Origin of the sequence: Streptococcus mitis (genome assembly GCF_047460035.1) — a bacterium.
Classification (GTDB): domain Bacteria; phylum Bacillota; class Bacilli; order Lactobacillales; family Streptococcaceae; genus Streptococcus; species Streptococcus mitis_DW.
Map to the genome: position 1 here is coordinate 51,030 of NZ_JASHHB010000005.1, position 25,686 is coordinate 76,715.

Below are 25,686 nucleotides of genomic sequence, written 5' to 3' on the forward strand. Positions count from 1 at the left end.
CCGCAGGTTGCTCAAAACACTGTTTTGAGGTTGTGGATAGAACTGACGAAGTCAGTAACCGTACTACGGCAAGGCGACGTTGACGTGGTTTGAAGAGATTTTCGAAGAGTATTAGATATCATTTTTGAGATTAAGACCTGTCAAAAGAATAGCTAACAAGGAAAGACCAACAAATAGCATCCAAGTCAACTGTATATTCCATACAGCTACAAGTGAAAAACAGGCTGTACCAAGAGGTACTGATAAGGTAAACAATAAACCCAAAAAATTACTGGTACGAGCTAGAACCTCTGGAGCTAGATTTTTCAGGAGCATGGCATTAATCTTTGGTGGAACTTTACCAGAAACATACAGAGTTGAACAGAGAAATAGCAAACCAAGCACGACTTGATTGAATAAGTTAGCCAGACCAACTAGACTGACTCCTAATGTCACCCACATCATCAATCTAGGCAAGGACTGCTTCCCAAAATAATCATTTCCCGTAAGGCTACTGATGATAATTGCTAATAAAACACAGACTTGCTCGATAAATAGTGCCTCTGTGTAAGAAAAATTCAAGAGAGAATGGCTCAAAAAGAAGATGTTATAAACGCTTCCTAGAGCGCCACCCAAGGCATTGATAAGCAAGACAGCAAAGATCATGAAACCAAAGTTTTTCTGTCCACTTTTAAGAAAAACGAGGCGTAAATTTCGGTAAATTGTTAGGAACTGCTCTTTAATAGAAAGCTTCTCATTTTTTAGAATTTCACCATCAGCAGATGACATTGACAGGCTCAATTTGCTTTTTCCTAAAAAGAGGATCACGGCTGATACGAGGAAAAAGCAAGCATTGATTCCCGCAACGAGGGAAAAATTGTTGACTGATAGACCTAAGAGCCAGACTCCAAAAGCTTGACCACCAATAGCTGAAATATAGGTGATGAACTGGGAAAAAGAATAAGCTTCCATCAGATCCTCTTCAGCCACTTTTTCCTTAACGAGAGGCATTCGCAAACCACCAGCAAAATCACTGATGACATCACTAATGACATTGATTAAACACAGGATAGAAAAAGCAAAGAGACTAGCTTGCTGAACAACCAGGGCTGCCAGAAAAAATAAAACCGCCTGAAACAAACCGCTATAGACCATCCATTTGACCTTGTCCCTTGTGTAATCTGCCCGAATCCCTACAAAAACTGTAAAGAGGGTCGGAAGAATCATGACAATATTCGCCATAGCAACCGCAAAAGAGGCTTGTGGTAGGGTCGATGCATAGACGATAAATACCAGATTAAAAATCGAAGCACCAAAGGCATTGAAGAAGCGTGACAAAGTCAAAAGACGATAAGCTTGATTTCTGAACAATAGTTTCATAGGTAATCTCCCTTCTTGTGATAATCCCTATATGAAGTATGACTATAGTATATCACTTAGAAATTGAAAGGGAAAACTTTTGAATATATGCAACACACAAAATAAGCAAAAAAACGATAGAACTTCTTTGATAACCTGAGAGAGGGTAAGAGTTCTATCGCTTCAAATTTTAAATTATTTTCTTAGTTTGCAGATATTCAACAATCGGTCGTATTTCTATAGTAATCTGCCGATTTGTTGCAGCCTAACATCTCAAAAATACGGACAGCATCCTCCATCTTTTTCTGACCTTCCTTGACTCTGCCTTGCTTGCTATCAAGGAGACCTTCCGCCCACAAATAGACAATTCGGAAATAGGTCTCATTTTCCTTGTAGAAATGCTCTTTGATGACACGTTTAAAATAAGAGGCATTAGTAAATTCTTCACACTCAATGCTAGCTAAAAAACCATTCAATAGCATAGTGTGAAACAGGTTTCGATTACCAGACATTTCCATTAGAAAATCAGATTTTCGGACCATTTCTCGTACATATCTAGTAAAAAGGGAAACAGATAAGAACGGAGAACTGACCGAGAATAAATTGAGTTCATAGATTCCCCAAATCTCAGTAGAAAACAAGTAGTCATGAAGGACTTTACCTTCCTCTGCCGTTAACTCTACCGTTTCATCCATACTCTTCATATAAGACTTGATAAGAATGGCATTTAGAATATGTTTCTGTTTGTTTTGAGAATGGGCATGCTTTTGATACTCCTTGCGATATAAGTCCTCAAGAGGTGCCATATTCTTTAGGTCCAAGACATCTGTAATTTCTTTTCTCAACTCAGAATCAGTATCATACTGAAAACCTCTTGCCAGAAAGAGAATTTCCTCCACACTGGCAGATATATTTTTTAGGGCAAATAGAAACTTTTCCACCGAAAGCTCACTCTGACCTGTTTCAAATCGGGACAACATAGACGGAGAAAATTGTCCCCCAGTCGCCTGTCTCAACGAGATATTTCTTGACTCCCGTAATTGTCTAAAGACTTTTCCAATCTGCTCCATAGACTTCCCCTTGATTCCGTATTTTCTTCATTTTATCATATTTTTCAGAAAATTCATCAAAAACTTGCCAAATTGTCAGAATTATGAGAAAATAGATGATATTTATTACGTGGAGGGACTGTAATGAGAGACGATATCAAAATCAATGACCGTGCTTTGGCCTTGCAAGACCAAATTATCGAAAAACTAGAGAAGGTTTTTGATACAGATGTGGAATTGGATGTTTACAATCTAGGCTTGATTTATGAAATCAATCTGGATGAAACGGGTCTCTGCAAGATTGTCATGACCTTCACCGATACTGCCTGCGATTGTGCCGAAAGTTTGCCTATCGAAATCGTCGCAGGTCTGAAACAAATAGAGGGGATTGAAGATGTCAAGGTTGAAGTTACCTGGTCACCCGCTTGGAAGATCACACGAATCAGTCGCTACGGCCGTATTGCCCTTGGACTGCCACCCCGTTAAGCAGGCAAATTACTTTTGAAGATAAAAATAAGCAAGCCGAAGTTGGCTTGCTTTTTGAGTTTATTTTTTACCTGACTTGTCCATATTCCAGAAGTCTGTCACGGCTCCTCGTGAAGCAGATGATACGATATGGGCGTATTTACCGAGGACACCACGACTGTAAAGTGGTGGCAAGGTTGTTTCTGCCTTGCGTTTTTCAAGTTCTTCTTCGGATACGGCCATGGAAATTTCTTTGGTATCTTGGTCAACCGTAACGATATCACCTGTACGGAGGTAGGCAATCGGTCCACCATCCTGAGCTTCAGGAGCGATATGTCCAACAACCAGACCATAAGTACCACCAGAGAAACGGCCGTCTGTCAAGAGGGCAACCTTGTCTCCTTGACCTTTACCAACGATCATTGATGAAAGTGACAGCATCTCAGGCATACCAGGACCACCTTTAGGTCCAACGAAACGAACAACAACTACATCGCCATCAACGATTTCATCTGTCAGAACGGCCTGAATAGCATCTTCTTCTGAGTCAAATACTTTAGCTGGTCCAACGTGACGACGCACTTTAACACCTGATACTTTAGCAACCGCACCGTCTGGTGCAAGGTTCCCGTTCAAGATGATAAGCGGACCATCTGCACGTTTTGGATTTTCAAGTGGCATGATGACTTTTTGACCTGGTGTGAGGTCTGCAAAGTCAGCTAAATTCTCAGCAACAGTCTTACCAGTACATGTGATACGGTCTCCATGAAGGAAACCATTTGCCAAGAGATATCTCATAACCGCAGGAACACCACCGACTTCGTAGAGGTCTTGGAAGACATACTGACCAGATGGTTTCAAGTCAGCCAAGTGAGGCACACGTTCTTGAATCGTATTGAAGTCCTCAAGTGACAAGTCAACATTGGCAGCATGGGCAATGGCAAGCAGGTGAAGAGTGGCATTTGTAGAACCACCGAGAGCCATAGTTACAGTGATAGCATCTTCAAAGGCTTCACGAGTCAAGATATCTGATGGTTTGAGACCAAGTTCCAACATCTTAACAACAGCACGTCCTGCTGCTTCGATGTCTTCTTTCTTATCAGCTGATTCAGCTGGATGAGATGAAGAGCCTGGCAAACTCATACCGAGAACTTCGATAGCTGTCGCCATGGTATTAGCAGTATACATACCACCACAGCCACCAGGGCCAGGGCAGGCATTACATTCAAGACGTTTCACGTCCTCAGCCGTCATATCACCGTGATTCCATTTTCCGATACCCTCAAAAACAGAAACCAAGTCAATGTCTTTGCCATCAAGATTTCCCGGTGCAATCGTTCCACCATAGGCGAAAATAGCTGGGATATCCATATTAGCAATGGCAATCATAGAACCAGGCATGTTCTTGTCACAGCCACCGATAGCGACGAAGGCATCCACGTTGTGGCCTCCCATAGCCGCCTCGATTGAGTCTGCAATGATATCACGAGATGTCAAAGAGAAACGCATACCAGGCGTTCCCATGGCAATCCCATCCGCTACAGTGATAGTCCCAAACTGCACAGGCCAAGCACCTGCCGATTTGACACCTTCTTTGGCTAATTTCCCAAAATCATGCAAGTGGATGTTACATGGTGTATTTTCCGCCCAAGTCGAAATAACCCCAACAATCGGTGTTTCAAAATCCTTATCTGTCATACCAGTCGCACGAAGCATAGCACGGTTTGGCGATTTTACCATACTGTCATAAATGCTACTGCGATGACGTTTATCTAATTCAGTCATTTGTTCCCTCCCATTTCAGTTTTTACTATTATAGCACATTTTAAAAGCAATGAACAGAAGAAAATTCTTGAATTTTCAGAAAATTTCGATTAATTCGGTTGATGACCTTTTAATTTTTTCATTTTTTTTGTCAAGTAACTTTACTTTACAAAAAAAATGTGTTATCCTAGTATGGTTGATGAAAATCAGTAGATTGAATCGAATATAAATACCTAAAGGAGAAATCAAAATGGCAGTACCTGCACGTCGCACTTCAAAAGCGAAGAAAAACAAACGTCGTACACACTACAAAGTAACAGCTCCATCTGTAAACTTTGACGAAACTACTGGAGATTACTCACGTTCTCACCGTGTATCACTTAAAGGATACTACAAAGGACGTAAGATCGCTAAAGCTGCATCAGCTGAATAATAGAAGGGAGATACCATGCGCGTAAATATTACACTTGAACACAAAGAATCTGGTGAACGCTTGTACCTTACTTCTAAAAACAAACGTAACACTCCAGACCGTCTTCAATTGAAGAAATACTCACCAAAACTTCGCAAACACGTTGTGTTTACAGAAGTTAAATAAGCATACCTAACTCAAAACGCCTTACTGGGCGTTTTTTGCTTTATTAGTTAGCAATCTATAGCTTTTCAGGAGAGATTTATGGCGTTTTATCTTTGGATGTTCCCTCTACTTTTTATCTTTCACGATATGGAAGAAATTATCGGTCTTGTCCCTTGGATTCATCTCAACGAAACCTTGCTGGCTCAAAAGGCTCCAGCTATTCTCAAGATTCACAAAGGAATTACAACAGAGGGATTTGCCCTTGCTGTTTTTGAGGAGTTTATCATTGTCTTATCCATCACTTTATTAGCGTATTTTAGTCAATCTAGAGCGCTCGAATTAGTTTGGTTGGGGGGATTTGTAGCCTTTGCACTTCATCTCTTTCTCCATATTGGACAATCAATTCTTCTTCGCAAGTATATACCTGCTCTGATCACTTCTATCCTTTGTTTTCCTATCAGTGCTTATTTGATTACAGACATTGTACATTTGTGGCGAGTTTCGACTAGCGAATTTTTCCTATTTTCACTAGTCGGTTCAGGCATCGTCGTCATCAATCTCCTCTTTGCTCTCTGGCTTGGGAAAAAGTATTCCGCCTGGCTTGTCCACAAAAACAAATAAAATCCCCTGCAAATCTACATTACAGGGGACTTGTGTATTATTCTTGTACTTCTTTCTGAGCGGCCTTTCCTTGGTTTAGAAGGGCTTGGACGATTTTCTCATCGCGTAGTTTGACAGAATCGTTGATCATTTCTGCGGACTTGACGATGGTTGTTTCTAGTTGGGCACGTTTCTGACGACCCAATTCAATAGCTGCGACGATACCTTGGTTTTGTGCAACCAGACTTTCAGCCAGTTTGGTAACAGACTCAACAGCTACTGTCGGGCTTTGGGCAATTCTCTCCATCTGCGGAATCACTTCCTTGCTGGTCTCAGCTAGCATCTGAAGGGCAGCATTATTGGCATTGACAATGGCATCTGCCACGACACCTGATTTCATTGATTGTTGCAAAATACCCAGTTGAGCAATAGAAAGCTTCATTGTAGGAATCGTATTGCGACGAAGCATGCCCAATTTTTGGCGCATATCAGATGACACCTTCACAAGATTGCGCATCTGAGGTGTTGTTGCCCAGGCAACATAGAGACGGCTGACATACTCAGTATGTTGTTGTTCAAGGGTATTGACCACTTCAGCCATGCGGGCCAATTCTTGTGATTTGGTTTGGTATTCTACCGTACTTGTATCGAGTTGGTCAGCTTGAGCTTTCAGTTCGGCAGCGCGATTACCAGCTTCTGTCTGGCTGGCTTCGATAAAAGAAATCACTCCCACTAGATTTTCAATGGATTTGGTATTGTCCTCAATCAGCATCTCAGCTGAAACGATATTTCGAGCTAAGACATCTTCTTGCTTGACCACTGCGGCAGCCATGCCATCCAGCTTTTGCTCTACTGTTTTTGAGTCAAAGTAAAATTCTTGTAAGGTATTCTTACTCTTGTTAAACAATCGTTGCAAAAAGTTTGGCTTCTCTTCTAACTCAGCAATTTCAGCGTTCTTGTATTTGACTACAAAGCCTTGCAACTCACGGTTGGTATTCTTGAGTAAGTCATCCACTTGGGGAATCTGCAGTTTCTTTTGTTCTGACAAGATACGATTGACTGTATTGTTCACACCTTCTACAGCAGATTGTCCAAAATCCAAAAGAGCATTTTGATTGGTGACAAACTGGTCTACCAACTGGGGCACGTGCGCCTTGATTCCTTCTTGCTGCTCAGGGCTCAACTTTTCAAGGAAGGTCAAGGTCTTGTCTGAGCCAGTATTTGTCTCGATGATTTGGGTTGTTTTATCCACCTTAGCTACTGTATTATTAGCAATCTGGTCAATATCAAAATTAAATTCTGTCATGGTTACTCCTTTGTTTCTAACCTATTCTTTACGATCTTTTTCTAGGATACGCAGACTGATATCAAAATCACGCATATCTGTTTCATTGAGTTCTCTCAGGACTTGGTCCAACTCAAGGTCAAATTGTTCGATAGCTGCTTTAGCTTGTTGCAAACGTTCTTCTGCTCGATTATAGTTCTTCGGATTGGCCTTAATCTTTAAATAGCCTTCTAAAATCGTTTTGAATTTCTCCATCTTCAAACTATGAATGGCCGTCAATTCTTCCTTATCCCCCTCGGCAGAGGTGGCAATCTTGTCTAAAATGGCCTGATGGTCAATGGCAATATTGGCCAAGGTCTGGGACAATTCTGGAGCTAATTCCTCTGGCTCCGCATTCTCAAGATCTACCTGACTTTCCCTATCCAAACGTTCTAGCTGAACATCGATGTTTGCCCTTACTGTACGAACCTTTTTGTCAATACGGTTGTAAACATCATCATCGATATAGGACTTGAGACGATCCGCCTCCTGATGGATTTCCCTCAGTTCGATTAATACTTGATTAGCCAGACTCTTATAGGACTCTGAGCCTTTTTCTACTAAAGTTCCCTCTAATTGCTGAATATCCTTGTCCGCCTGACGAATCCGAGCTTTTAAAAGCTCAATCCGATCATCGAGCGAACGATCCTGTAAAAGAGGATAGCGCAAACGTTTATAGAGACGATAACCACCATAGCCTAGCAGGACACAAGCCGCGAGCGGAAGAGCATATTGAACCAAAAGGCCCAGTAAGAACAAGAAGCCCCAAAAATAGAGACAGCCTTTCCAAAAACCATTACCCGATTTCATAAACATTCCTTATTTTCAATTTATAAGTCTATTTTAGCACAAAAGAGCAAAATGAGGGCGGAAATCCCCTAGAAAAGAGTTGATTTCTTTGCTGTAGAATGGAGGCTAGTAGCGCGTGGGCTAATTTCAGTGAAGCGGACTCAAACCACAAACACACTCTGAGGAATATCAAAACAAAAGCTTGAAATATCGGGGGAGTTGTGTTAGAATGAACTTACAATGTGAGTAAAGTTACAGCATATGTAACTAAAAAAGCCCCACCGTGCCATCGATGGGGTTTTTTGCTACCCTCTTAAAGGGTTAACCATTACTTTTTACGTTTCTTAAGCCATAACTTGAAAAGCTCAGATAACACGTTAATAAGTAACGGAGCTAGAAACACTGTGAGTAAAGTTTCTAACATATGTAACACCTCCCTTCCTTAAAGTGAGGGGGCCAAAATATTATACCATACCAGATTTATATCATCAATATCGCTTATAAATAACAAAAAACAACAAAAGCTTGAAATATCGGAGGGGTTGTGTTAGAATGAAAGCATAAAGGGAAAATAATGCTTCTAGCATATATAACTAAAAAACCCCACCGTGCCACCGATAGGGTTTTTTGCTACCCTCTAAAAGGGTTAGATGTTACTTGCTACGTCTCTTTATCCATAGCTTGAAAAGCTCAGATAGTACGTTAACAAGTAACGGAGCTAGAAAAAGGGAAAATAATTCTAGCATATATAACACCTCCCTTCCTTAAAGCGGGAGATCTAAAATATTATAGTATATCAGATTTATATCATCAACATCGCGTCATTCTTGGAATAGATAGACTTAGATACACAAATAACCTTACTAACAAATCTCTAAACGAACCCAGAAATCAACATTTTAAGACAAAGCAAAAAGCCCCTAGATTCATAGCTAAGGGCTGATTGACTTGCAAGGATAGGCAGGACTGTCGGGGCTCCTGCATTTCTCGACCCACTTATAAGTGGCGCGTTGGTGACAGATTCTCAACCTCTATCCTTCATATCTTCATTATAGCACTTTTTTCTCAACTTTCAATCTGTGCATCTGAATTTATTGTCTATCTTTTTCTCTAGTGTCCTTCAACCATATTGCACTTCCACCTCACTCATGATTTCCAGCAAAGTTTTCCCGTTAATCTATAAAGAAATTAACTCATCAAAAGATACCACTTTATATTCATTATCTCCAAGTACGACTACAATGTCATAAACAGAATTAGGAAAAATACCACATACTTGACCATTATAATCAAAAGAAGCGTCCCAACCATTGTCATACAATGCTTGTAAATCATCAAATATCGCCATAATATATCTTGATTCTCCTATATAAGATATTCCATAACTTATCCAAAGCCATACGAAAACTTATCTGGCAATTCTTTTCCTAACTTAATACTTTTAGTCAAAGTATCTTTGACAAATGAAGTAAATTGCCCTAAATCATCTCCAACATAGCTATATTCCAAAGTAGTTTTATCGACAGTTGCAATACCTCTACAACCTCCACTCACAATAGAATACTGCCTCTTAGAGGTTCCATCTTCTATTTTGTACATCGTAATAATTTGTTTATCAATCTTTATCATTTTTTATTTATTGTAAAATAAGGTACTGGAATTATTCTTGACTCTCAAAAATATAATTGCAACAAGGTATCGAAATCGTCTTCGAAAACATTTTGACTATTCTGTTTTATTTGCTCAATGATTTTATCCTTTTTATCTCTGTCCAAAGGGAGTGTTTCAAACGCTTCTTCTTTTACTAAGAATTCACCATTTTCTCCCTGGAATTCTTTTGTAATTTTTCTAATATGACTCTCGAAATCGATAGATTGAAGTTCTTCGTCGTTGATGTTATCTTCAATCGCATCTAGCAACAAACTGATTGAAATTTTAATCATCTTTAGATACTTCCCTATGCGTAAATACCGCCTCTTTATTCATCAAGTCGTCCTCAGTGTAGTCAATCGCAAATGTATCTATTTCTAAAATCGATTTAGGTGGAGTTGAATGAATCATAGGGACACTACGTACCCTATACTCTTTTTCTCCAATTCTCACAAAATGATTGATTTTCAAATCTGAAAAATCAGGATTCTCAACAGTAATAGAAACAAGACGATGCGCTATTTTATAAACATCAATTATCTTATTTTTCGTGTTTAACTTATCCATAATTATTATTTTAATACTTATGTTCTTGGCAATCAAAACCTATTTTAGATTTAATACTATCAAATAAATCTAAAATAGATTGTGGAGTGTCTTTCTTAAATGATACAGTAGGTTTATCCTGGTCTGGATAAACTTGGTCAACCCACTCATGAATTTGATTATAAAAAATCAACAGCTCTTTGCTTGGTGGTATCATCATATCTAGAACGAAACCTCCTTTACTTTAACTTCATTATAAACTTTCCTATTCTAATATTCAATCAACAAGAGACCATTACGATAGCTTTTTAGAAAATGGTAAGTATCCTTTGCTGTCTCTTTAATTCTCATGATTTGATTTCTTATACTCAATGAAAATCAAAGAGCAAACTAGGCAGCTAATCACAGGCTGTGCTTGAGTTCAGCCGGCAAGAAACTAGCACGGTCAAACGTGCTTTTTTTATTACCTAATAATACTATCATACTACATCTGGAATACACACTCAATTATTAGCAATCCCCTTCTATTTGCAGTATAATGATGAAAAAGTGGGTTAATATTGACGGTTCACCGAAAGACTGGTTTGGCGAGTTTATGGAGGAGGGATTTATATGGATAGATCAAAAAAGACTTGGGAAATTGATGGATATTTATGGCTACATTGCCCTGTTTGCGGAACTGAAGTTATGGACTATGATATCTGTGACGTCTGTCGTTGGCAAAATACAGGTATTATAAATATAGACGGTGGTCCGAATAAAATGACTCTAGCTGAAGCCAAAGAAGCTTACGCAAGGAGAAAAATCGTAAAAATTCGAGAATTTGATACAGTGTTGTTAAAAAACGGTCAAACGGCGACAATTGTCGAAAAGTTAAGTGAAGATACTTTTATTGCTGACATAGGAGATTCCCCGAAAGACTGGGATAGCATTACAATTACAATCAATGATATTGAAAAAGTAGTGTATTGAAATAGCTAATATATTTGTATAGTGTTGGGAGTAACCTTAAATGAATAAGACTGGAAAAGAGAATTTAATCATTATTAACGGTAGCGAATATGTCCATTGTCCAGTATGTGGTACTGTTACAGCAGTATATGATATCTGTGATGTTTGTCAATGGCAAAATACAGGAGAAACTAATATAGATGGTGGTCCTAATAAAATGACACTTGCGGAGGCTAAAGAAGCGTATGTTAAGGGAATTCCAATAATATAACAGACTATAGTACCACGAAAGGAGAGACTGATGGAACTTAGAAAATTTAATAACAAGGTTGTCAGAATCACCGATATTGACGGCCAAATATTTAAAGGTGTAGCTCTTTACGAAGACAAAGATGTCTATGATGAAGAACTTGATGGATTATCCGTTAATTCTGGAACCAGATGGATTAAGCTCTTTAAAAATGAAATCAAGGAAATTGAAATTACTGATAAAATCAACCAGTACCTCATATAACTGAAATAGCTTTAATCTATCTATAAATCGTCTTGCGAATATCTTACGTCCTACATCATACAATCACTTATCTTCAAGTCTAAGTCTAGTCTCTGAATTGCTTTATCAAAATTTTTAATGCTTTTTAGTTTCTTTTCTACTTGGTTAGTGGTCACACTGGTATTCCTTATAGTATAATTAGTTTAAAGAGAAGTGAGGTAGAAATGATAGTGTCGCTACGCAACTTCATAGTTTGAGATGACGGGACAGGCACACCGTCCACTACTCTTGAGCGCTTAGATTATTCTAGGTGCTTTTTTATTTTCTCTTGGTTCACTCTTACTTCAAGACTACTCTCATACCACTAAATAAGCAATTAAGAAGCGTTTTATCTCTCTTATCTCCTTGTCATTCTGAAAGCAACTAAGGCAAGTTGTTCCTTTTCTTATCTGCTAATCATTTTATAAACATCAAATTTAAAATGACAGACGTTTAAACTTCTCTGATTCCCTCAATACCCAAACAATAAAACACTAGCCACTCGTTTAAACACACGTTTCAAACATGCTGGTGTACCTAATATTGGTTTCCACGGTTTTAGACACACACACGCTAGTCTTTTGCTAAACTCTGGAATACCGTATAAAGAATTGCAACACCGTCTAGGTCATTCTACACTAGCTATGACTATGGACACTTACAGTCATCTCTCCAAAGAAAAAGAAAAAACAACCGTCTCATTTTATGAGAAAGCTGTGAGTTCGTTATAAGTGATGACAAAAATGATGACAAACCCAGAAATCAACATTTTAAGACAAAGCAAAAAGCCCACTGTTGTGGGCTTTCTGTAAGATATATCTTAAAATTAAAGCATTTTGTTATCTTGCAGTGATTAGGTACAAAAAAACAGGCATAAGCTTGCTATAAATCTAACTTGATTTTCTCCAAAACTATTAAATTCAAATAAGTTGAGAAAACATAAAGGGTAACAAAAAAGGACTTAAAATGATGAGTTCAGCAGGCAAGAAACTAGCACGGTCAAACGTGCTTTTTTGTCTATGTAAATAGGAAACTAATATAGAGTTTTCAAATTTTTAGAAAAAAGGGCTAGCATTGTTTTTCAGTGCTAGTCCTTTTCGTGTTTAACATCATCTAACAATTTTAAGATATTTACTGTTGGAATTTGAATAACATCAATACCGAACATCCCTGTCAATGAAGCAATATGAGCTCTTGCATAAGAATACAACATGCTTATCGCATTAGGAAGATACTTAACAAAGACATCCTCTTCTTCAGGAGTATTTTGAGTATCTTCAAAAATACCAACAAGTTTAATTTTTAAATACAGTGGATTTTTTTTCTCTAGATAATCTTCATCAAACAAAGTAACTTCAAGTTCTAACAATCCACAACCTTTATTCTCTCTACTAATTTTTGGAGTCGGAATTATAGAAATATCAACATTTTCAATATTGTCCAAATCTTCAAATTCGTTATTTATATGATAGATAAGTCTTTCAACTCTCACTCCCCTTAATTGTAAGTCACTACCATAAGTACTCATGCTGCAAACTCCATTCTAAAATTTGACGAGCAAATCTCTTTGTTGATTTTTTCTGCTCTCAAAGTCGGATGATATTTTGTAACTGTTTTATTTTCGTTTCCAACTTTTGAAATTAAATTTATACTATACGTCTGATATGATAGTTCCTCAAAATATTCTGACGGCAATTTTAAATTATCATAGGGTATAAATTCGCTTGTTTTGCTTCTTATTCCAGGAGTTGGCGAGTCTATTTCATAATCAAGTTGCAAAAAATCCAATAATTCAAATAAATCTTCTTCATTCTCAAACATAGTATCACCTCACTTTTTAGTTACACACTATGTAACTTTAACTCACAAATATTTATTATATTAGTGTCGACAATATTTAACTGTTTAGCAAGAGGAACAAACCTAGAAGCCCCTATTATGGGATTTCCTGTTGACTTCATTGTTCTACAAACTGCTTTGTATTTTTTATTTCTAAAAACAAATGCATCCAATAGCTTACAATGGAACGTATGCTCATCAATATTACTAATTAAAACACGTTTCCTTTTCAATTCTGTTATGAAATCTCTAGCGAACTCATCTAATTTTTTTAAACCATCGCTTTTGTCTAAGTCTAAAAGCTCACCTTGTTCAAATTCAAATTCGGTTTCAATAACTACTGGTTCAGTATCTTTGTCAGGACGATTCCCCTCCGCCCATCTTTTTGCCCGTTCAAAATCATCAACAAAGAAATACACTCCATTCCCTAGCCAATGATCATCTCTTTTATCAAAAGAAAATTTTTCTGTTTTTATAATACTTTCATAATTACTCAAACCTGTACCATGAAAAGCTAGCACATTCACTTCATCTCCCAACCAAACTGTAATACTCCTATCACTATTATATCATATATGTCAAGTACTATATGTTGTGATGATTATTATTTTTAGCACAAAATAATCCGTCTCATTTACTTGATTGTTAATATATTTCTATTTAAAAAGTTTAGCTTTTGATTCACTAAAATTCTTAAAGGGTTTAATCATTAAATAAATTTCATACTATTTTTCTCCATTTCATGCATTTGTACCGAATGAAGTACTAGATCACGATACTTCCAAGTCGATACCAGGTAATCTAGCAACTCTTTAGCTTCTACCTTGAAATCTAATAAGAGTAATAACCTAACCTTGTATTCATTCTTTAGTATCGATACACTATAAGACACTTCTCCCCAATGTTCAAAACCTAGCATTAGTTACTTCAATGCTTAAGTTCAATATTTAAAATACTCATTTTTCTTCTTCTACTTTATTATTCGCAAAAGGAAAAGAAAAAGCACTTAGATTTCTCTAGGTGCTGGAATAGGCGGGACGGGAATTCCCCGCTTTTCAGATACCCCAAGGGTGCGTAGTTCCCGATATTTCTCTACTTCTATTCTTTATCTATATTATACACCTTTTCTAGTCCTTTTCAACCACAAAAGCCCCCAGATTCGTTTCTAAGGGCTTTTAGTTTATCCGTGGTGATTTTAGTTATCTAGTGCGAAACAAAGCAAAATAGGGGGTGAATATGAAGCCTTAGCCTACTTATACACTTCTAACTCTCCGTTCTGGTGGATTCTCGCAAAGTTTAAAACAGCTATCTGTTTGTATCGGTGATAACTAGTGGAGCTAGTACCTGCCATTTCTACGCATTCGCTCATTGTTTTCTTTCTCATATAGCAATAATGGATAATAAAGTATTTTCTGGCTCGCTTGTTCTCTATGCTGTTAATGTCGTGGGCGAATATTTCCAACCCCTCACGGATTGCTTTTTCATGCTCACCGCTCAAATTCCACTGATCAGGTAAGACAAGTTTCCAAGTCTCTTCATCTATCCTAACTTGGTTTTCACTCCCTGCCATCCTCTGGAAACGTAGAAAGTAAGCCATCCGCTCTCTAACGTTCATCATCGTTTTAAAGTTATCCAGCTCCATTAGTTCGCTCCTTCCACCTTGCTCAAGTGTTCTATAGCTTCCTGCTTTACTCGATATACTGAGGTGGTAGATTTTCCTATTTCTTCAGCTACCTCCGAAGCTACAAGATTATTCAAGTAAAAAAATCTTAGAACAGAACGCTCAAGCGGATTGGCCAGCTTATCAATCAGCCTAGATATTTCCATTCTCTCCTCAGTAAGTCGCTCAATCCTCTGAAGCGTATCCTCTTTTAGTTTTAGAACACTTATAAGGTTATTCTCTGCTGTATTTCCCCTGCTTGTTTGTACTCTGCTATGGCTTAGTGTTGGCTTTTCGATAATACCACCTTCCAGGGCTTCCAATTCCAAATATAAGCCTTTGATTTCCTTGCTTATCCACTTAACGCCCTCTAGTTTTTCTTTTACCTGCTCTGGTGTCATGCCTCGGCCTCCTCTATGATATAATATTTTTATAGGATATATCACAAAGGAGTCAGCCCTGTGCTGGCTTTTTTTCGTATTCTAAGGCTATTCTTTTGGGTTCTCGTCTTTCCAGACGAATTCAGTCATTGCGGCCATAGCCTCTATAAATCCATCATCCTTAACTGGAGTTTCTTGATGGATTTTATTCTTAATCACACTTATTTCTGCTCGCAATTTCTCGTCCAACAACTCCAAATCACGAAAAGCGCTATTATTCATCCCATGCAAAGCAGAAAGAAAGGCATTGAAATTGCTAGGCTTCAGTCCACTTTCAATAATTTCAGATTTAGCTTTATTTTTTAGCCATTCATATTCATTAAAAGCCTGTTCTCTTGACCACAAAGCACGGTTTGAAAACTCTTTTAATAACTCTCTGTACCTTGTATTAACCTTATACTCTTTCAGCAACTTACTAGCCCTTGAATCTATCGTACTATCAGCCATCTTTTGGGCGTTGTATGCCTCTTTATATGCTTTTCTTTGAGATAGTCCAGCCACTAGTCCTTGGACAAATTTTTCTTGTCTTTGCGTTAACTTATCTGTCACATTAGTTCACCTCCTTAAGCGACAAAAAGGGGAAAACCTCCCCTTGTCTTAAGCGTTATCTTGCTCTTTCTCAGCTTTTAATACTGATTCTTCTACGTTGTAGTCAATGATTGCACCAATAGCATCACCATCTTCAATGTATTTAAAATTATAACGCTCATACTCTGGATGTGCTTGCTGGTGTTCTTCCATTAATTTGAAGAGTTCCACAATCGTTGGTACTGGTTCAATTTTGTGTCTGATTTGTCTCTTCATCTTTTAAAAATGCCCTTTCACATCATTGTAAGTATTTCCGAAGGCTCGCACATAAACTTCTCTTAAGAATGGTTCAACTGGATAGACTGGTTCGTATCTAACCCTTCCATCGGCTGGCGAAATAATAGATCCCCCTGTGCTGAAAGTAAACTCTCTCTTACCTTTTCCAACTTTGTAAACCATAGCATGGTAAAGGGCTTGAAGTTTATCTGAATCTGCTCTAAATTCGTCATCGATCTGGTCAATCTCTCGTAGCAAATCCACGGCTTTATCATAAAGCGCCTTATGCTTTTTGTCAACCGTTGAATCTAGTTCATCGATTTTTGTCTTAAAATCTTCAAGACTCATAAGTGTTTCATTGTGCAAGTCTTCCAGCTTTTTAGCATTCTTTTTTAATTTACTTTCAGCAATCCATAAGTTATCCTTGGCATTGCGTAGCTTGTCTTTGTCTACTTCATCAACCGCTTCATCATGTTCACGTTGGGCGTTCGCTTGATCTTGAAGCAACTGTGTTTTTTCTCGTTCAGCCTCAGCAATCGCATTTTCATTCTGTGTGATCAATGCGTTTACTTCCTTAGTGATTTTATCTAGTGCTTTATCCATTTTTTGGGCTAGTTCTTGGCGCTTTTGCGCTTGTTCAATGTTGTTTGTGTTTTGTGTGTCTGCCATCTTATTCTTTCCTTTTCTGTTGTTTTATTAAGTTTTAGAGTGCTAGATCCAGTCACGGGGTCTCTATTGTAGTTCATCTGCTTATATCCTCTCCACTCTATTCCTCAACTTCTTCATCTATTGGATTTTCGCTATTCTTGAAAACTTCACAAATGCGTTTAAAGTTGATATCTAGATTGTTATCCTCCAAATACTCAGCGATAAGCGTTCCGTTTTCCTTATATCTTAGTTTAATAGCTGGCACTAGATAAGTACCTCTCATATATCCAAATAAAGCTAGTCCTGCTATTTGTGCGTCTTCTAGGTCTCCAAATTCATAAGTAAATGTATGTTTTGGTGCTGTTTCTGAAAATGCTTTTAATGTCATGTTGTTTTTCCTCTTTCTGTTTTAAGGGTGTCACTAGTAGTTACACCATCGCAAGGGGGTCGGTACTATCTACCCCATTTTGCTTTAGGTTTTAGGCAAAGTGTAGCCGTTTTTGAATATCTATTGGCTACGCGTTCCGCCTTACAGCCCCAAGGGTTTTCGCCTTGTGTAGCCGTGTAGCCGTTTCATCTCAAAAAAAATATATAAATAACGCATTAGGTATTTAATTATATATACTTTTATAAAATATATATTTTGGCTACATTTATATTAAAAAGTCAGTAATATCAAGGGTTTAGAGGTGTAGCCGTTTTTTTTCGTCTTGTCTACACCTCTTTGAAACTCTTACAGTATCAAGGGTTTTCAGTGTAGCCGTTTTTTTATCTTTTGGCTACACTGTCTACACTTTATTTTTTTATTTTAGCAAATCCACGCTTGACGCTTTTACCAAATCTAAGGGAGTCCCTCGATTCCCAACCCTCTTTGTTTTGCATGAATTTCTTAACCTTATTTTTATCTTTAGGGTTGGGGGAATTGTTCAAATAAACCTCGGAAAAGAATATATTTACTGTCAACTTGTCCCTTTCCACCAGTTCCCCATACTTTCCAGTATCTAGATGAATCTCTACGCCATTAGCGCCCATATGATAGCCGTGGTTCATCATGTCATGAATATAGTAGTGTCTTGTACTGTCTGTTGCTGGGAATTGATACATATTTTTAGGGTAGGGAGTTTCTAAATAACGCTCAACATCCTCAAGGATTTCATCTACAAACTTGTAACGGCTTCTAACCTCATTTACTAGCTTTTCCTGCTCGTCTGTCAGGTTCAAGACTTGGTTAGCTCTCCAAGTCATCACCATAGCACCCCAAAAGGCTCTACGGTCTTTTTCTGTCCACTTCCTGCCCTTATAATTGGTGTCTTTGTGGACTTCTGCAACCAAAAAGCGCCTTTCTCCTGTCAAATCGTTCAAATAATCATGGTCATTGGTTGCCCTCACAATAATAAAACTCTTAGGTAGTCGCCTATCACTGGAGGCGTAAGGCGGTCTAAACTCTAGCTTGGTTTCTGTGATGAATTTCTTCAATTCTGAAAAACTAGCCTTTTTGCTGGCCACCATCTCATCATCAAATACACACCAGTTTCTGACCATTCTAGCCTTATCATCTTTATCTGTGAAGGTCTCAACGGTTGTAAAATACTTGTGAGTAAAAAGCCCCTCAAAAAATTGGGTCTTTCCTACTCCCTGCCTTCCAGTCAAGTCCAGTACAAAGTCAAACTTGATGGTAGGGTCAAACACCTTGGCAACCGCTCCACGGAAAAACAAGTCCATGATAATACGGTTATATTCATCATCCTTAATATTGAGATAATGCCTTAAAATATCAAAGGGATCACGCTGATTCACTAACTCTTTATACTCACTTTCGCAAGATTCCAGATAGTCTTTTAAGGGGTTGTAGCTGTGTTCTCCAGCCACCACTTCCAAAATATCCGCTATGTCAGGCTTTTTATAGTCCAGCTTGTACTTGGTAGCAATATAAGCCCTAATCTCTCTGATAATCAGGTCATCGATTGCACCGCTCAGGGTTCTACCGTTTAGCTTCATTGGTCTAGTCACGTCGATTTCATAAGTGAAGACGTTGTACTGTATAGCCCCTTTTAGCTTGCTATCTCCGCTCAAAATCTTCTTGAGATTATCCAAGTTGACTGCAAAGCCATCACCTCTTGCTCTCTTTGCCAAGTTCAGGCTATTGTGTTCCTCATCGGTCTCCCTTGCTTGGGTCAAGTCCACCACTTCAGGCGGTGCTTGTTGCTTATCTTCTTCAATGATTTTATTTACAATGTCATTGCTATTCAAAAGCCACCTCCTTATAAAATATTCTTGCTACTTCTAAGAAATAGCTTGCTAGGTCTTTGCGTTTAACGATTGCTGAAAACAAATCCACTAACTGACTAAAACTATAGCCATTCACAAATAGCAAGCGGACAAAAAGTGAAGTCTCATATCTGGTATAAATTCCATTACAAATCAGGTCAAAAATCCAACCTTTTAACTCCACTCCAATCCCCTGCCGTTGCTCTGCCAATTTGTTTACCTCTAAATCTTTCAGGATTTTCAGCAAGTCAGGGCTGGACAAAGCAATATCTAAATCTCTGACCAATTCCCAGCCCTCTACTGCCTCTTTTTCGTCTTTGATAGACACATATAGGTCTTTGTATTGAAAACTCGTCAACGCCTCGTCTATAGGTTCATAATAGGTAAATTTGTAGTGTTCCCCATTCTTCCATACTTGAGTAGGATTTGACTTGAGAAAGCCAAATAGGGGCATTTTCTCAACGGATATAGTCAACTCTATTATTCTCATTACACCTCCTAATCTACTGCAAGAAAATTGTAAACATCACTCTTGCGGTAATAAACTTTCTTACTACTTTCAAATGGGGAACGTAGTGGCCGAAGACCTTCTTTTTCCCAATTATTTAAGGTAGTTCCACTAATACCAAGTTTTTTGAGTAAGTCAGGCCTAGAAATCAAGTCCCAGTTATCATCACGTTGCTTTTCAAGTTCCATCCTTTTAGCTAAGTGATCTCCCACTTTCTCCAGTAATTTAAGTTCTGCTTCTCTTGATAATAGTTGCATATTACACCCCTTTCTAATTATGAATCTTACCAGCAAGCTGGATATAACGGCCGTAGTAAGGGTTCAAATCCTCTCTAGGTGTTTCTATCGTCTGTTGGTTTTCTCGCTCAAATTGGGCACTTTTTTTGCGGTCTCGGTGGTTTAGGTAAAGCAGTAAGCCAATCAGTACCACCATAAAGACAATCGATTGTGTATTGGTCAAATCTAGTTCATTCATGTTATGCCCTCGCCTTATAGTTCTTGATAAATTCCGCTTGTTTAGTTTGTTCCATATTCAGCAAGTCGTCTTCGGCTTGTGCCATTTCTTTAATATCTTTAGTCATGGTATGCCTCCAGCTCTTTAGCGTCGTCATTGTTCAAAAGCAAAAAGGCTATTTCATTTAGACGATCGTATAGCTTTTCATTCTGGGCGTATGCTGTATCAGTGTATTTTTTAGCAAGCCATAAGAACGTGGTTGTATCTTTCTGTAGTGCAAACTCAAGCCCTTCAAGAGCTAGGTTATTCATTTCTAAAACATTCATGATGTCGGTTAATTCGTTCCCTAATTCTGCTAGTTTCTTAGCCGATAATAGAACTTGTTGGCTTGATGTTACTTTTTTTGTTGTCATGTTTTTTACCTCTTTTTCTATCTTTTTATACTTGCCACGATGGCTTTTTAATGCTTTTTTTTCTTGCCTACAGCCTCACGCTCTCGGTCGCCAAATTTCTGAGTGTGGGGCTTTTTGAGTTGTTTCTTATACAGGATATCCTCACGCTCAGACTCGCCAAATTGAAAGCGTGAGAAAGTACCAGTTTAAAGAGTTGGCGCTCTATGCGTTTCAAAACCTTTTCTAATTGCTTGCCTGCCATTAGTTGTTATTGATTGAATAGTTGATTTTTGTTATAATTGAGATATAGAAAAATATCTATATTCTTGATCCAGTCGCTTGCTTCTGTCGCCAAACGTTCAGCAAGTGACTTTTTTTGTTGTCGTTTTTAATCTTCATGTCTAGTTTTTTTATAAATCAGTTGACGATTTTCCACTAACTCAGCGATAAAAGTTAGGTTATTGGCCGTATTTTCTATTAAGTCGTCAAGCACCCCTTTATTTTCAGGTAATGCCATAGCTTCAGCCACACTCACGGCATCATCTAGCCATGTTTTAAATTCTTTAAAGTTCATTTCTTTTCTCCTTTTTTGTTGTCAATCCCCAGTGGTAAAGCACCACATGAGAAATCTGTAAATGTAAAGTAGTATTGCGATTGGGTCGCTCCTTTCTAATAATCTTCAGCAAGCCACTGCATGGCTTTTTGATAAATGCTAGGTTTTACTTCACCACCGTCTCGGATTTTGCGATAAGTAACAGGGTTTATTCCTATTTCCTCACTTGCTTTTTTAGCAGTTAAATTCTTATCGGCTTGTTTCCGTCGGATTGCTTTTGCTTGTGTTGAGGTGATAAGCAATATATTTTCTCCTTTCTTAACTAACTTTTTCGTTAGTACAAGTGTAGTTTACTAAAATAAAAGTTAATTGTCAAGGATTTTTTAACATTTTCGTTAAAAACTATTTTCGTTGTGTTATAATTAGATTGAGGTGATAAAAAAATGAATAAACTACAGGAACTACGAAAAAGCAATGGTGATACTCAAAAAGATCTCGCTAACCTACTCGGAGTTTCAGAAATGACCATATCGCGATGGGAAAAAGAAGATAAGCTAGAAATAAAATACGACTATACTAAAAAACTAGCCGAATATTTTGGTGTGAGTGTAAACTACTTACTAGACATTAAAACCAAAGCTGAATATAGTTCTTTTAATGATCAAGAATATCAAAACGAATTAAAAAAACTAGCGTTCTCGCTAGCACATCTGGAGTTGCTTATCTCAGATTCTCAAATAAAACATCTGCACGCCTTATTGAAAGGTATGTCTAACGATAATACTTTACTGAACGATGTAAAAACCGTTAAAAACAAAGACAAATACTACACTGAAATTTTAAAAAGAAACCGTGAGTATAATTTGTTGAATGAGATTAAAGAAGATACTGAACTACTAGAAATACTAAAACTACTGAATGAGAAACTCTAATAAAACTCTTGAAATACAGGAATTCTCAAAATACAAAAACTCCCCCATATTCGCCCATAGCAACCATTTTTTCATGGCCTATTGTGCAAAAACAGGGGAAATTGAAGAATAGAAAGCCGATTTTACAGACTAAAGTGCAAAAAACGGCAAATTTGACAAATAGAAAGGAGAATCACTGGACTACGAAGTAAAACGGAAGGGACAGTTTTAGGACGAAAAAAAAGCGAACTTGTTCGCTAATTTGTTGACATATGGCTCCAAATGGATTATAATTTATTTAATCTTAATGAATGGTTGCAGTAGCGACCTACCGAAAGGAGCTTCTAACGAAGCTCCTTTTGTGCATTATTTTGAGGTACAATCAATGAAACCTTTTACCAATATCGATGAACAAATTGAACTACTAAAATCAAGAAATCTAACATTTCTAAATGAAAGCTTAGCAAGACAAGCTCTAACTAATTATGGATATTATGAAATAATCAACGGGTATAAGTATTTCACTATTGAATTAGACTCTGAAAAGGAAATCTATAAAAATGGTGAAACGTTTGAACATATGCTCGCCCTCTATGAACTTGATAAAGATATCCGCAAAGGAATTTTAGAGGCAACTATGGAAATTGAATTGTCACTACGGACGGCAATCGGTTACGTTGTCGCTAAAGATATCGGAGTTGAAAAAGAGAAATACCTGGATAGAAAAAATTATAATCAAGGTAAAAAGAATAGAAGAGGATATGAGATTGATCAGCTAATTCTTAAATTAAATAAAATTTACGATGATAACTCTGAACCTTATAAACACTATAGAGAAACTCACGGACACATCCCACCATGGATTCTTTTAAAAGGTACTACTCTAGGAAACTTGGTAACAATGTGTAAGCTACTAAAACCTGCTCAAAAAGAGCAAGTCATTGCAACCTGCCTAACAATTCCTAAAGAATTTATAACCGAGGAGGTAAAAGCAACCTTTTCAGAAATTTTATACCTAGTTTTGGCATTTAGAAACCGTGCTGCCCATAGCGGTAGACTGTTTAATTATCATTCTGAGAAATATTCAATCAGCTACAGAGAATTTTTCCACAAACGTATGAATATATCTGAAGCCGGCTATAGAAAAGGGGCTGGAAAAAACGATTTATACACCCTTTTCAACTCTCTTACATGGTTTAAGAATGAGGATGCAACATTTCATGCCGAATTTGCTTTATTCTATTCTCTCAAGGAACATCTTAAAAAGTTCCCTGATGACGATGTTATGTTTACGATAGAATCAGGTATGCCATTAGAGTATATAAAGGACAAAATAGCTAAGTATTCTGAATAGAACCATCTACTAAGTAGATATCAGCCCCATATCCGCCTTGTTTCATGCTCTGGCATTATTGCTTAAAATCGAAAATAAGGGGTTATCGTAGCCCCTCGCATGGTATAAACTCAAAATCTTTTCTAATTGCTTGCCTGCTGATGGAAAAGGAGTAAAACCATGAAGATTACAGAATACAAAAAGAAAAACGGGACTATCGTATACCGAGCAAGCGTGTATCTTGGAGTTGATAAACTTACAGGGAAAAAGGCTAGAACTACGGTAACTGCCAAAACAAAAACAGGCGTTAAAATCAAAGCTAGAGAGGCCATTAATGCTTTTGCAAACAATGGATATAGTGTTAAGGAAAAACCAACCATTACTACTTATAAGGAACTAGTAGCTCTATGGTGGGAGAGTTATAAGAATACAATCAAACCAAACTCCCAGCAATCCATGGAGGGGATCGTAAGGCTCCATATTTTGCCCGTATTCGGCGATTACAAGCTAGACAAGCTTACTACTCCTGTTATTCAGCAACAGGTCAACAAGTGGGCTGACAAGGCCAATAAAGGTGAAAAAGGGGCATATGCAAACTATAGCTTCCTAAACAATATAAACCGTCGTATTCTCCAGTATGGAGTTACAATGCAAGCGATCCAGCATAACCCAGCTAGGGATGTCATTATCCCACGTAAGCAACAAAACAAGGAGCATAAGGTAAAGTTTTTCAGCAATCAGGAACTTAAACAGTTTCTAGACTACCTGGATAACCTAGACTTATCTAGCTATGAAAATCTCTTTGACTACGTGCTTTATAAAACATTGCTGGCTAGTGGTTGCCGTATCGGTGAGGCTTTGGCTCTTGAGTGGTCTGATATTGACCTTAAAAAAGGTATTATCAGCATTTCTAAGACTCTGAATAGATACCTAGAAACAAATACACCTAAGTCTAAAGCTGGTCTAAGAGAAATTGATATTGATAAAGCTACAGTTTCCCTGCTCAAGCAATATAAAAAACGTCAACAAGTCCAGTCATGGCAATTAGGACGGTCTGAGGGAATTGTCTTTACTCCTTTTACCACAAAATACGCCTACGCTTGCTTACTAAGAAAGAGACTACAAAGTCACTTCAAAGGCGCTGGTGTTCCTGATATCAGTTTCCACGGTTTCCGACACACTCACGCTACAATCATGCTATATGCTGGCATAGAGGCCAAAGACTTGCAATACAGATTAGGTCACTCTAATATCTCTATGACTTTAAACACTTATGTCCATGCTACCAAAGAGGGAGCAAAAAAAGCCGTCTCAATCTTTGAATCGGCTATTAGCAATTTATAAAAAATAAGGGTGTCCCATTTTGGGGCTACCCTCTTACTATACCTAAAATTGGTTAAGGGTAACTAAAAGGGTAGTAAAAACAAAAAAAGCACTAAGGGAAAGCGCCCCAAAGTGCTTAATATCAAGGCTCTAAAGCCTATCTTGTTTAATAAAATATTACAACATTTTGTTGTAGAATTCAACGACAAGTGCTTCGTTGATTTCTGGGTTGATTTCGTCGCGTTCTGGCAAGCGAGTCAATGAACCTTCCAATTTTTCAGCGTCGAATGATACGAATGCTGGACGTCCAAGAGTAGCTTCTACTGCTTCAAGGATAGCTGGAACTTTCAATGATTTTTCACGAACTGAGATCACTTGACCTGGAGTTACGCGGTATGATGGGATATCAACGCGTTTTCCGTCAACAAGGATGTGACCGTGGTTTACGAATTGACGAGCTTGACGACGAGTAGTCGCAAGACCAAGACGGTAAACAACGTTATCCAAACGACGTTCCAAAAGAAGCATGAAGTTGAAACCTAGGATTCCGCCTTTGATTTTTGTAGCTTGTACGAACAAGTTACGGAATTGTTTTTCACCTACACCGTAAGTGAAACGAAGTTTTTGTTTTTCAGCCAATTGCAAACCGTATTCTGACAATTTAGAACGGTTGTTTGGTCCGTGTTGTCCTGGTACGTAGTTACGACGTGCCAATTCTTTACCTGTACCTGTAAGTGAAAGGCCAAGGCGACGAGCTTGTTTCCAAGATGGTCCTGTATAACGTGACATGTGAATGTCCTCCTGATATAAATAATATTTCGGTGGAAATAGTCACTTAGAAAGCCCTGATTCGTGCAGATGCCCTTCGCCTAAACAGCCAAGGTTACTTATCATAAGACACCTGTTGACGAGCTTCATGCTTTCCTGCTGATATTTCACACAAAATCCATTTTACCATGAATGGCTAGA

37 protein-coding genes and 2 pseudogenes are annotated in these 25,686 nt (G+C 37.9%); 11 read left to right on the forward strand and 28 right to left on the reverse strand.

Annotated elements, in window-relative coordinates:
- Positions 1 to 111 precede the first annotated feature (111 nt).
- Both QM956_RS05385 and QM956_RS05390 read right to left on the reverse strand, forming a co-directional pair.
- Positions 112 to 1,359 carry an MFS transporter gene (locus QM956_RS05385; RefSeq protein ID WP_247953552.1) on the reverse strand — a complete coding sequence of 416 codons (1,248 nt, stop codon included), beginning with the start codon at positions 1,357 to 1,359 and terminating at the stop codon, positions 112 to 114.
- Positions 1,360 to 1,556: 197 nt separating this feature from the next.
- On the reverse strand, positions 1,557 to 2,408 hold the full coding sequence (locus QM956_RS05390) for an Rgg/GadR/MutR family transcriptional regulator (protein WP_414302305.1): 852 nt from the start codon (positions 2,406 to 2,408) through the stop codon (positions 1,557 to 1,559).
- Positions 2,409 to 2,531: 123 nt separating this feature from the next.
- On the opposite strand from QM956_RS05390, the gene QM956_RS05395 reads away from it, so the two are divergent.
- A complete protein-coding gene (locus QM956_RS05395; protein ID WP_001204052.1) occupies positions 2,532 to 2,873 on the forward strand; it encodes a metal-sulfur cluster assembly factor in 342 nt (113 codons plus the stop codon).
- Positions 2,874 to 2,933: 60 nt separating this feature from the next.
- On the opposite strand, the gene ilvD is transcribed toward QM956_RS05395, so the two are convergent.
- Positions 2,934 to 4,637 (reverse strand): dihydroxy-acid dehydratase, encoded by a 1,704-nt coding sequence (ilvD, locus tag QM956_RS05400; protein ID WP_000137346.1) that lies wholly within the window; start codon positions 4,635 to 4,637, stop codon positions 2,934 to 2,936.
- Positions 4,638 to 4,866: 229 nt separating this feature from the next.
- On the opposite strand from ilvD, the gene rpmF reads away from it, so the two are divergent.
- The 3 genes from rpmF (at position 4,867) to QM956_RS05415 (ending at position 5,814) form a co-directional block, all read left to right on the forward strand.
- A complete protein-coding gene (gene rpmF / locus QM956_RS05405; protein ID WP_000290417.1) occupies positions 4,867 to 5,049 on the forward strand; it encodes a 50S ribosomal protein L32 in 183 nt (60 codons plus the stop codon).
- A gap of 15 nt (positions 5,050 to 5,064) precedes the next feature.
- Entirely contained in the window at positions 5,065 to 5,214 is a 150-nt protein-coding gene (gene rpmG, locus QM956_RS05410) for a 50S ribosomal protein L33 (RefSeq protein WP_001265622.1), read from the forward strand.
- Between the two features lie 78 nt (positions 5,215 to 5,292).
- Positions 5,293 to 5,814 (forward strand): HXXEE domain-containing protein, encoded by a 522-nt coding sequence (locus tag QM956_RS05415; RefSeq protein ID WP_004269670.1) that lies wholly within the window; start codon positions 5,293 to 5,295, stop codon positions 5,812 to 5,814.
- A 37-nt stretch (positions 5,815 to 5,851) separates the two neighbouring features.
- Here QM956_RS05415 and QM956_RS05420 read toward each other — a convergent pair whose 3' ends face one another.
- The 7 genes from QM956_RS05420 to QM956_RS05450 form a co-directional block, all read right to left on the reverse strand.
- On the reverse strand, positions 5,852 to 7,099 hold the full coding sequence (locus tag QM956_RS05420; RefSeq protein WP_049492672.1) for a toxic anion resistance protein: 1,248 nt from the start codon (positions 7,097 to 7,099) through the stop codon (positions 5,852 to 5,854).
- Between the two features lie 21 nt (positions 7,100 to 7,120).
- Positions 7,121 to 7,927, reverse strand: coding sequence for a hypothetical protein (locus QM956_RS05425; RefSeq protein ID WP_049492676.1), 807 nt, complete (start codon positions 7,925 to 7,927; stop codon positions 7,121 to 7,123).
- 1,156 nt (positions 7,928 to 9,083) lie between these two features.
- Entirely contained in the window at positions 9,084 to 9,254 is a 171-nt protein-coding gene (locus tag QM956_RS05430; RefSeq protein WP_261023352.1) for a 16S rRNA processing protein RimM, read from the reverse strand.
- A gap of 38 nt (positions 9,255 to 9,292) precedes the next feature.
- Positions 9,293 to 9,535: a hypothetical protein gene (locus QM956_RS05435; RefSeq protein ID WP_261023353.1), complete on the reverse strand. Its 243-nt coding sequence runs from the start codon at positions 9,533 to 9,535 to the stop codon at positions 9,293 to 9,295.
- Between the two features lie 44 nt (positions 9,536 to 9,579).
- On the reverse strand, positions 9,580 to 9,849 hold the full coding sequence (locus QM956_RS05440; protein ID WP_020900513.1) for a hypothetical protein: 270 nt from the start codon (positions 9,847 to 9,849) through the stop codon (positions 9,580 to 9,582).
- Positions 9,842 to 10,123, reverse strand: a complete 282-nt coding sequence (locus QM956_RS05445) for a hypothetical protein (RefSeq protein WP_261023356.1) — start codon at positions 10,121 to 10,123, stop codon at positions 9,842 to 9,844. The genes QM956_RS05440 and QM956_RS05445 overlap by 8 nt, the downstream gene beginning before the upstream one ends.
- A 10-nt stretch (positions 10,124 to 10,133) precedes the next feature.
- The gene (locus QM956_RS05450) at positions 10,134 to 10,322 is read right to left on the reverse strand and encodes a hypothetical protein (RefSeq protein WP_000973402.1); all 189 of its coding nucleotides are present in this window, start codon (positions 10,320 to 10,322) and stop codon (positions 10,134 to 10,136) included.
- Positions 10,323 to 10,714: 392 nt separating this feature from the next.
- On the opposite strand from QM956_RS05450, the pseudogene QM956_RS05455 reads away from it, so the two are divergent.
- The 4 genes and pseudogenes from QM956_RS05455 to QM956_RS05470 form a co-directional block, all read left to right on the forward strand.
- Positions 10,715 to 10,900 (forward strand): annotated as a pseudogene (locus tag QM956_RS05455) (CPCC family cysteine-rich protein); the annotation flags it as partial.
- Positions 10,901 to 11,114: 214 nt separating this feature from the next.
- Complete coding sequence (locus QM956_RS05460) at positions 11,115 to 11,324, forward strand: CPCC family cysteine-rich protein (RefSeq protein WP_001044017.1); 210 nt, start codon at positions 11,115 to 11,117, stop codon at positions 11,322 to 11,324.
- Positions 11,325 to 11,354: 30 nt separating this feature from the next.
- Complete coding sequence (locus QM956_RS05465) at positions 11,355 to 11,567, forward strand: hypothetical protein (protein ID WP_000423297.1); 213 nt, start codon at positions 11,355 to 11,357, stop codon at positions 11,565 to 11,567.
- 491 nt (positions 11,568 to 12,058) lie between these two features.
- A pseudogene (locus tag QM956_RS05470) lies at positions 12,059 to 12,316 on the forward strand (tyrosine-type recombinase/integrase); the annotation flags it as partial.
- Between the two features lie 356 nt (positions 12,317 to 12,672).
- Here QM956_RS05470 and QM956_RS05475 read toward each other — a convergent pair.
- The 17 genes from QM956_RS05475 to QM956_RS05550 form a co-directional block, all read right to left on the reverse strand.
- Positions 12,673 to 13,113, reverse strand: a complete 441-nt coding sequence (locus QM956_RS05475; protein WP_237447286.1) for a hypothetical protein — start codon at positions 13,111 to 13,113, stop codon at positions 12,673 to 12,675.
- Positions 13,110 to 13,406 (reverse strand): hypothetical protein, encoded by a 297-nt coding sequence (locus QM956_RS05480; RefSeq protein WP_102211477.1) that lies wholly within the window; start codon positions 13,404 to 13,406, stop codon positions 13,110 to 13,112. The genes QM956_RS05475 and QM956_RS05480 overlap by 4 nt, the downstream gene beginning before the upstream one ends.
- A gap of 20 nt (positions 13,407 to 13,426) precedes the next feature.
- The gene (locus tag QM956_RS05485) at positions 13,427 to 13,963 is read right to left on the reverse strand and encodes a hypothetical protein (protein WP_237447285.1); all 537 of its coding nucleotides are present in this window, start codon (positions 13,961 to 13,963) and stop codon (positions 13,427 to 13,429) included.
- Positions 13,964 to 14,133: 170 nt separating this feature from the next.
- On the reverse strand, positions 14,134 to 14,343 hold the full coding sequence (locus QM956_RS10550; protein ID WP_419965964.1) for a DUF7720 family protein: 210 nt from the start codon (positions 14,341 to 14,343) through the stop codon (positions 14,134 to 14,136).
- 330 nt (positions 14,344 to 14,673) lie between these two features.
- On the reverse strand, positions 14,674 to 15,066 hold the full coding sequence (locus tag QM956_RS05490) for an ArpU family phage packaging/lysis transcriptional regulator (RefSeq protein ID WP_237447284.1): 393 nt from the start codon (positions 15,064 to 15,066) through the stop codon (positions 14,674 to 14,676).
- Positions 15,066 to 15,485, reverse strand: coding sequence for a DUF1492 domain-containing protein (locus tag QM956_RS05495; RefSeq protein WP_237447283.1), 420 nt, complete (start codon positions 15,483 to 15,485; stop codon positions 15,066 to 15,068). The genes QM956_RS05490 and QM956_RS05495 overlap by 1 nt, the downstream gene beginning before the upstream one ends.
- 87 nt (positions 15,486 to 15,572) lie before the next feature.
- Complete coding sequence (locus tag QM956_RS05500; RefSeq protein ID WP_237447282.1) at positions 15,573 to 16,073, reverse strand: terminase small subunit; 501 nt, start codon at positions 16,071 to 16,073, stop codon at positions 15,573 to 15,575.
- Between the two features lie 48 nt (positions 16,074 to 16,121).
- On the reverse strand, positions 16,122 to 16,328 hold the full coding sequence (locus QM956_RS05505) for a hypothetical protein (protein ID WP_045606889.1): 207 nt from the start codon (positions 16,326 to 16,328) through the stop codon (positions 16,122 to 16,124).
- Positions 16,329 to 16,331: 3 nt separating this feature from the next.
- Positions 16,332 to 16,997 (reverse strand): hypothetical protein, encoded by a 666-nt coding sequence (locus QM956_RS05510; RefSeq protein ID WP_237447281.1) that lies wholly within the window; start codon positions 16,995 to 16,997, stop codon positions 16,332 to 16,334.
- 97 nt (positions 16,998 to 17,094) lie between these two features.
- Entirely contained in the window at positions 17,095 to 17,364 is a 270-nt protein-coding gene (locus QM956_RS05515) for a hypothetical protein (protein ID WP_023947507.1), read from the reverse strand.
- A 407-nt stretch (positions 17,365 to 17,771) separates the two neighbouring features.
- Positions 17,772 to 19,226 carry a virulence-associated E family protein gene (locus QM956_RS05520; protein WP_237447280.1) on the reverse strand — a complete coding sequence of 485 codons (1,455 nt, stop codon included), beginning with the start codon at positions 19,224 to 19,226 and terminating at the stop codon, positions 17,772 to 17,774.
- A complete protein-coding gene (locus QM956_RS05525; protein WP_237447279.1) occupies positions 19,219 to 19,734 on the reverse strand; it encodes a hypothetical protein in 516 nt (171 codons plus the stop codon). Before QM956_RS05525 ends, QM956_RS05520 begins: the two co-directional genes overlap by 8 nt.
- Before the next feature lie 8 nt (positions 19,735 to 19,742).
- Positions 19,743 to 20,009: a helix-turn-helix transcriptional regulator gene (locus QM956_RS05530; protein ID WP_237447278.1), complete on the reverse strand. Its 267-nt coding sequence runs from the start codon at positions 20,007 to 20,009 to the stop codon at positions 19,743 to 19,745.
- 13 nt (positions 20,010 to 20,022) lie between these two features.
- Positions 20,023 to 20,226: a preprotein translocase subunit YajC gene (locus QM956_RS05535; RefSeq protein ID WP_237447277.1), complete on the reverse strand. Its 204-nt coding sequence runs from the start codon at positions 20,224 to 20,226 to the stop codon at positions 20,023 to 20,025.
- 98 nt (positions 20,227 to 20,324) lie between these two features.
- Positions 20,325 to 20,618 (reverse strand): hypothetical protein, encoded by a 294-nt coding sequence (locus QM956_RS05540; protein ID WP_237447276.1) that lies wholly within the window; start codon positions 20,616 to 20,618, stop codon positions 20,325 to 20,327.
- Positions 20,619 to 20,985: 367 nt separating this feature from the next.
- Positions 20,986 to 21,171 (reverse strand): hypothetical protein, encoded by a 186-nt coding sequence (locus QM956_RS05545; RefSeq protein WP_237447275.1) that lies wholly within the window; start codon positions 21,169 to 21,171, stop codon positions 20,986 to 20,988.
- 95 nt (positions 21,172 to 21,266) lie between these two features.
- Positions 21,267 to 21,452, reverse strand: coding sequence for a hypothetical protein (locus QM956_RS05550; RefSeq protein WP_153196400.1), 186 nt, complete (start codon positions 21,450 to 21,452; stop codon positions 21,267 to 21,269).
- Between the two features lie 141 nt (positions 21,453 to 21,593).
- On the opposite strand from QM956_RS05550, the gene QM956_RS05555 reads away from it, so the two are divergent.
- The 3 genes from QM956_RS05555 to QM956_RS05565 all read left to right on the forward strand — a co-directional run bounded on the left by QM956_RS05555 (position 21,594) and on the right by QM956_RS05565 (position 24,738).
- Entirely contained in the window at positions 21,594 to 22,082 is a 489-nt protein-coding gene (locus QM956_RS05555) for a helix-turn-helix domain-containing protein (RefSeq protein WP_237447274.1), read from the forward strand.
- Positions 22,083 to 22,446: 364 nt separating this feature from the next.
- Complete coding sequence (locus QM956_RS05560) at positions 22,447 to 23,415, forward strand: Abi family protein (protein ID WP_237447273.1); 969 nt, start codon at positions 22,447 to 22,449, stop codon at positions 23,413 to 23,415.
- A 159-nt stretch (positions 23,416 to 23,574) separates the two neighbouring features.
- Positions 23,575 to 24,738: a tyrosine-type recombinase/integrase gene (locus tag QM956_RS05565; protein WP_237447272.1), complete on the forward strand. Its 1,164-nt coding sequence runs from the start codon at positions 23,575 to 23,577 to the stop codon at positions 24,736 to 24,738.
- 156 nt (positions 24,739 to 24,894) lie between these two features.
- On the opposite strand, the gene rpsD is transcribed toward QM956_RS05565, so the two are convergent.
- Complete coding sequence (gene rpsD, locus QM956_RS05570) at positions 24,895 to 25,506, reverse strand: 30S ribosomal protein S4 (RefSeq protein WP_000092756.1); 612 nt, start codon at positions 25,504 to 25,506, stop codon at positions 24,895 to 24,897.
- Positions 25,507 to 25,686: the final 180 nt, after the last annotated feature.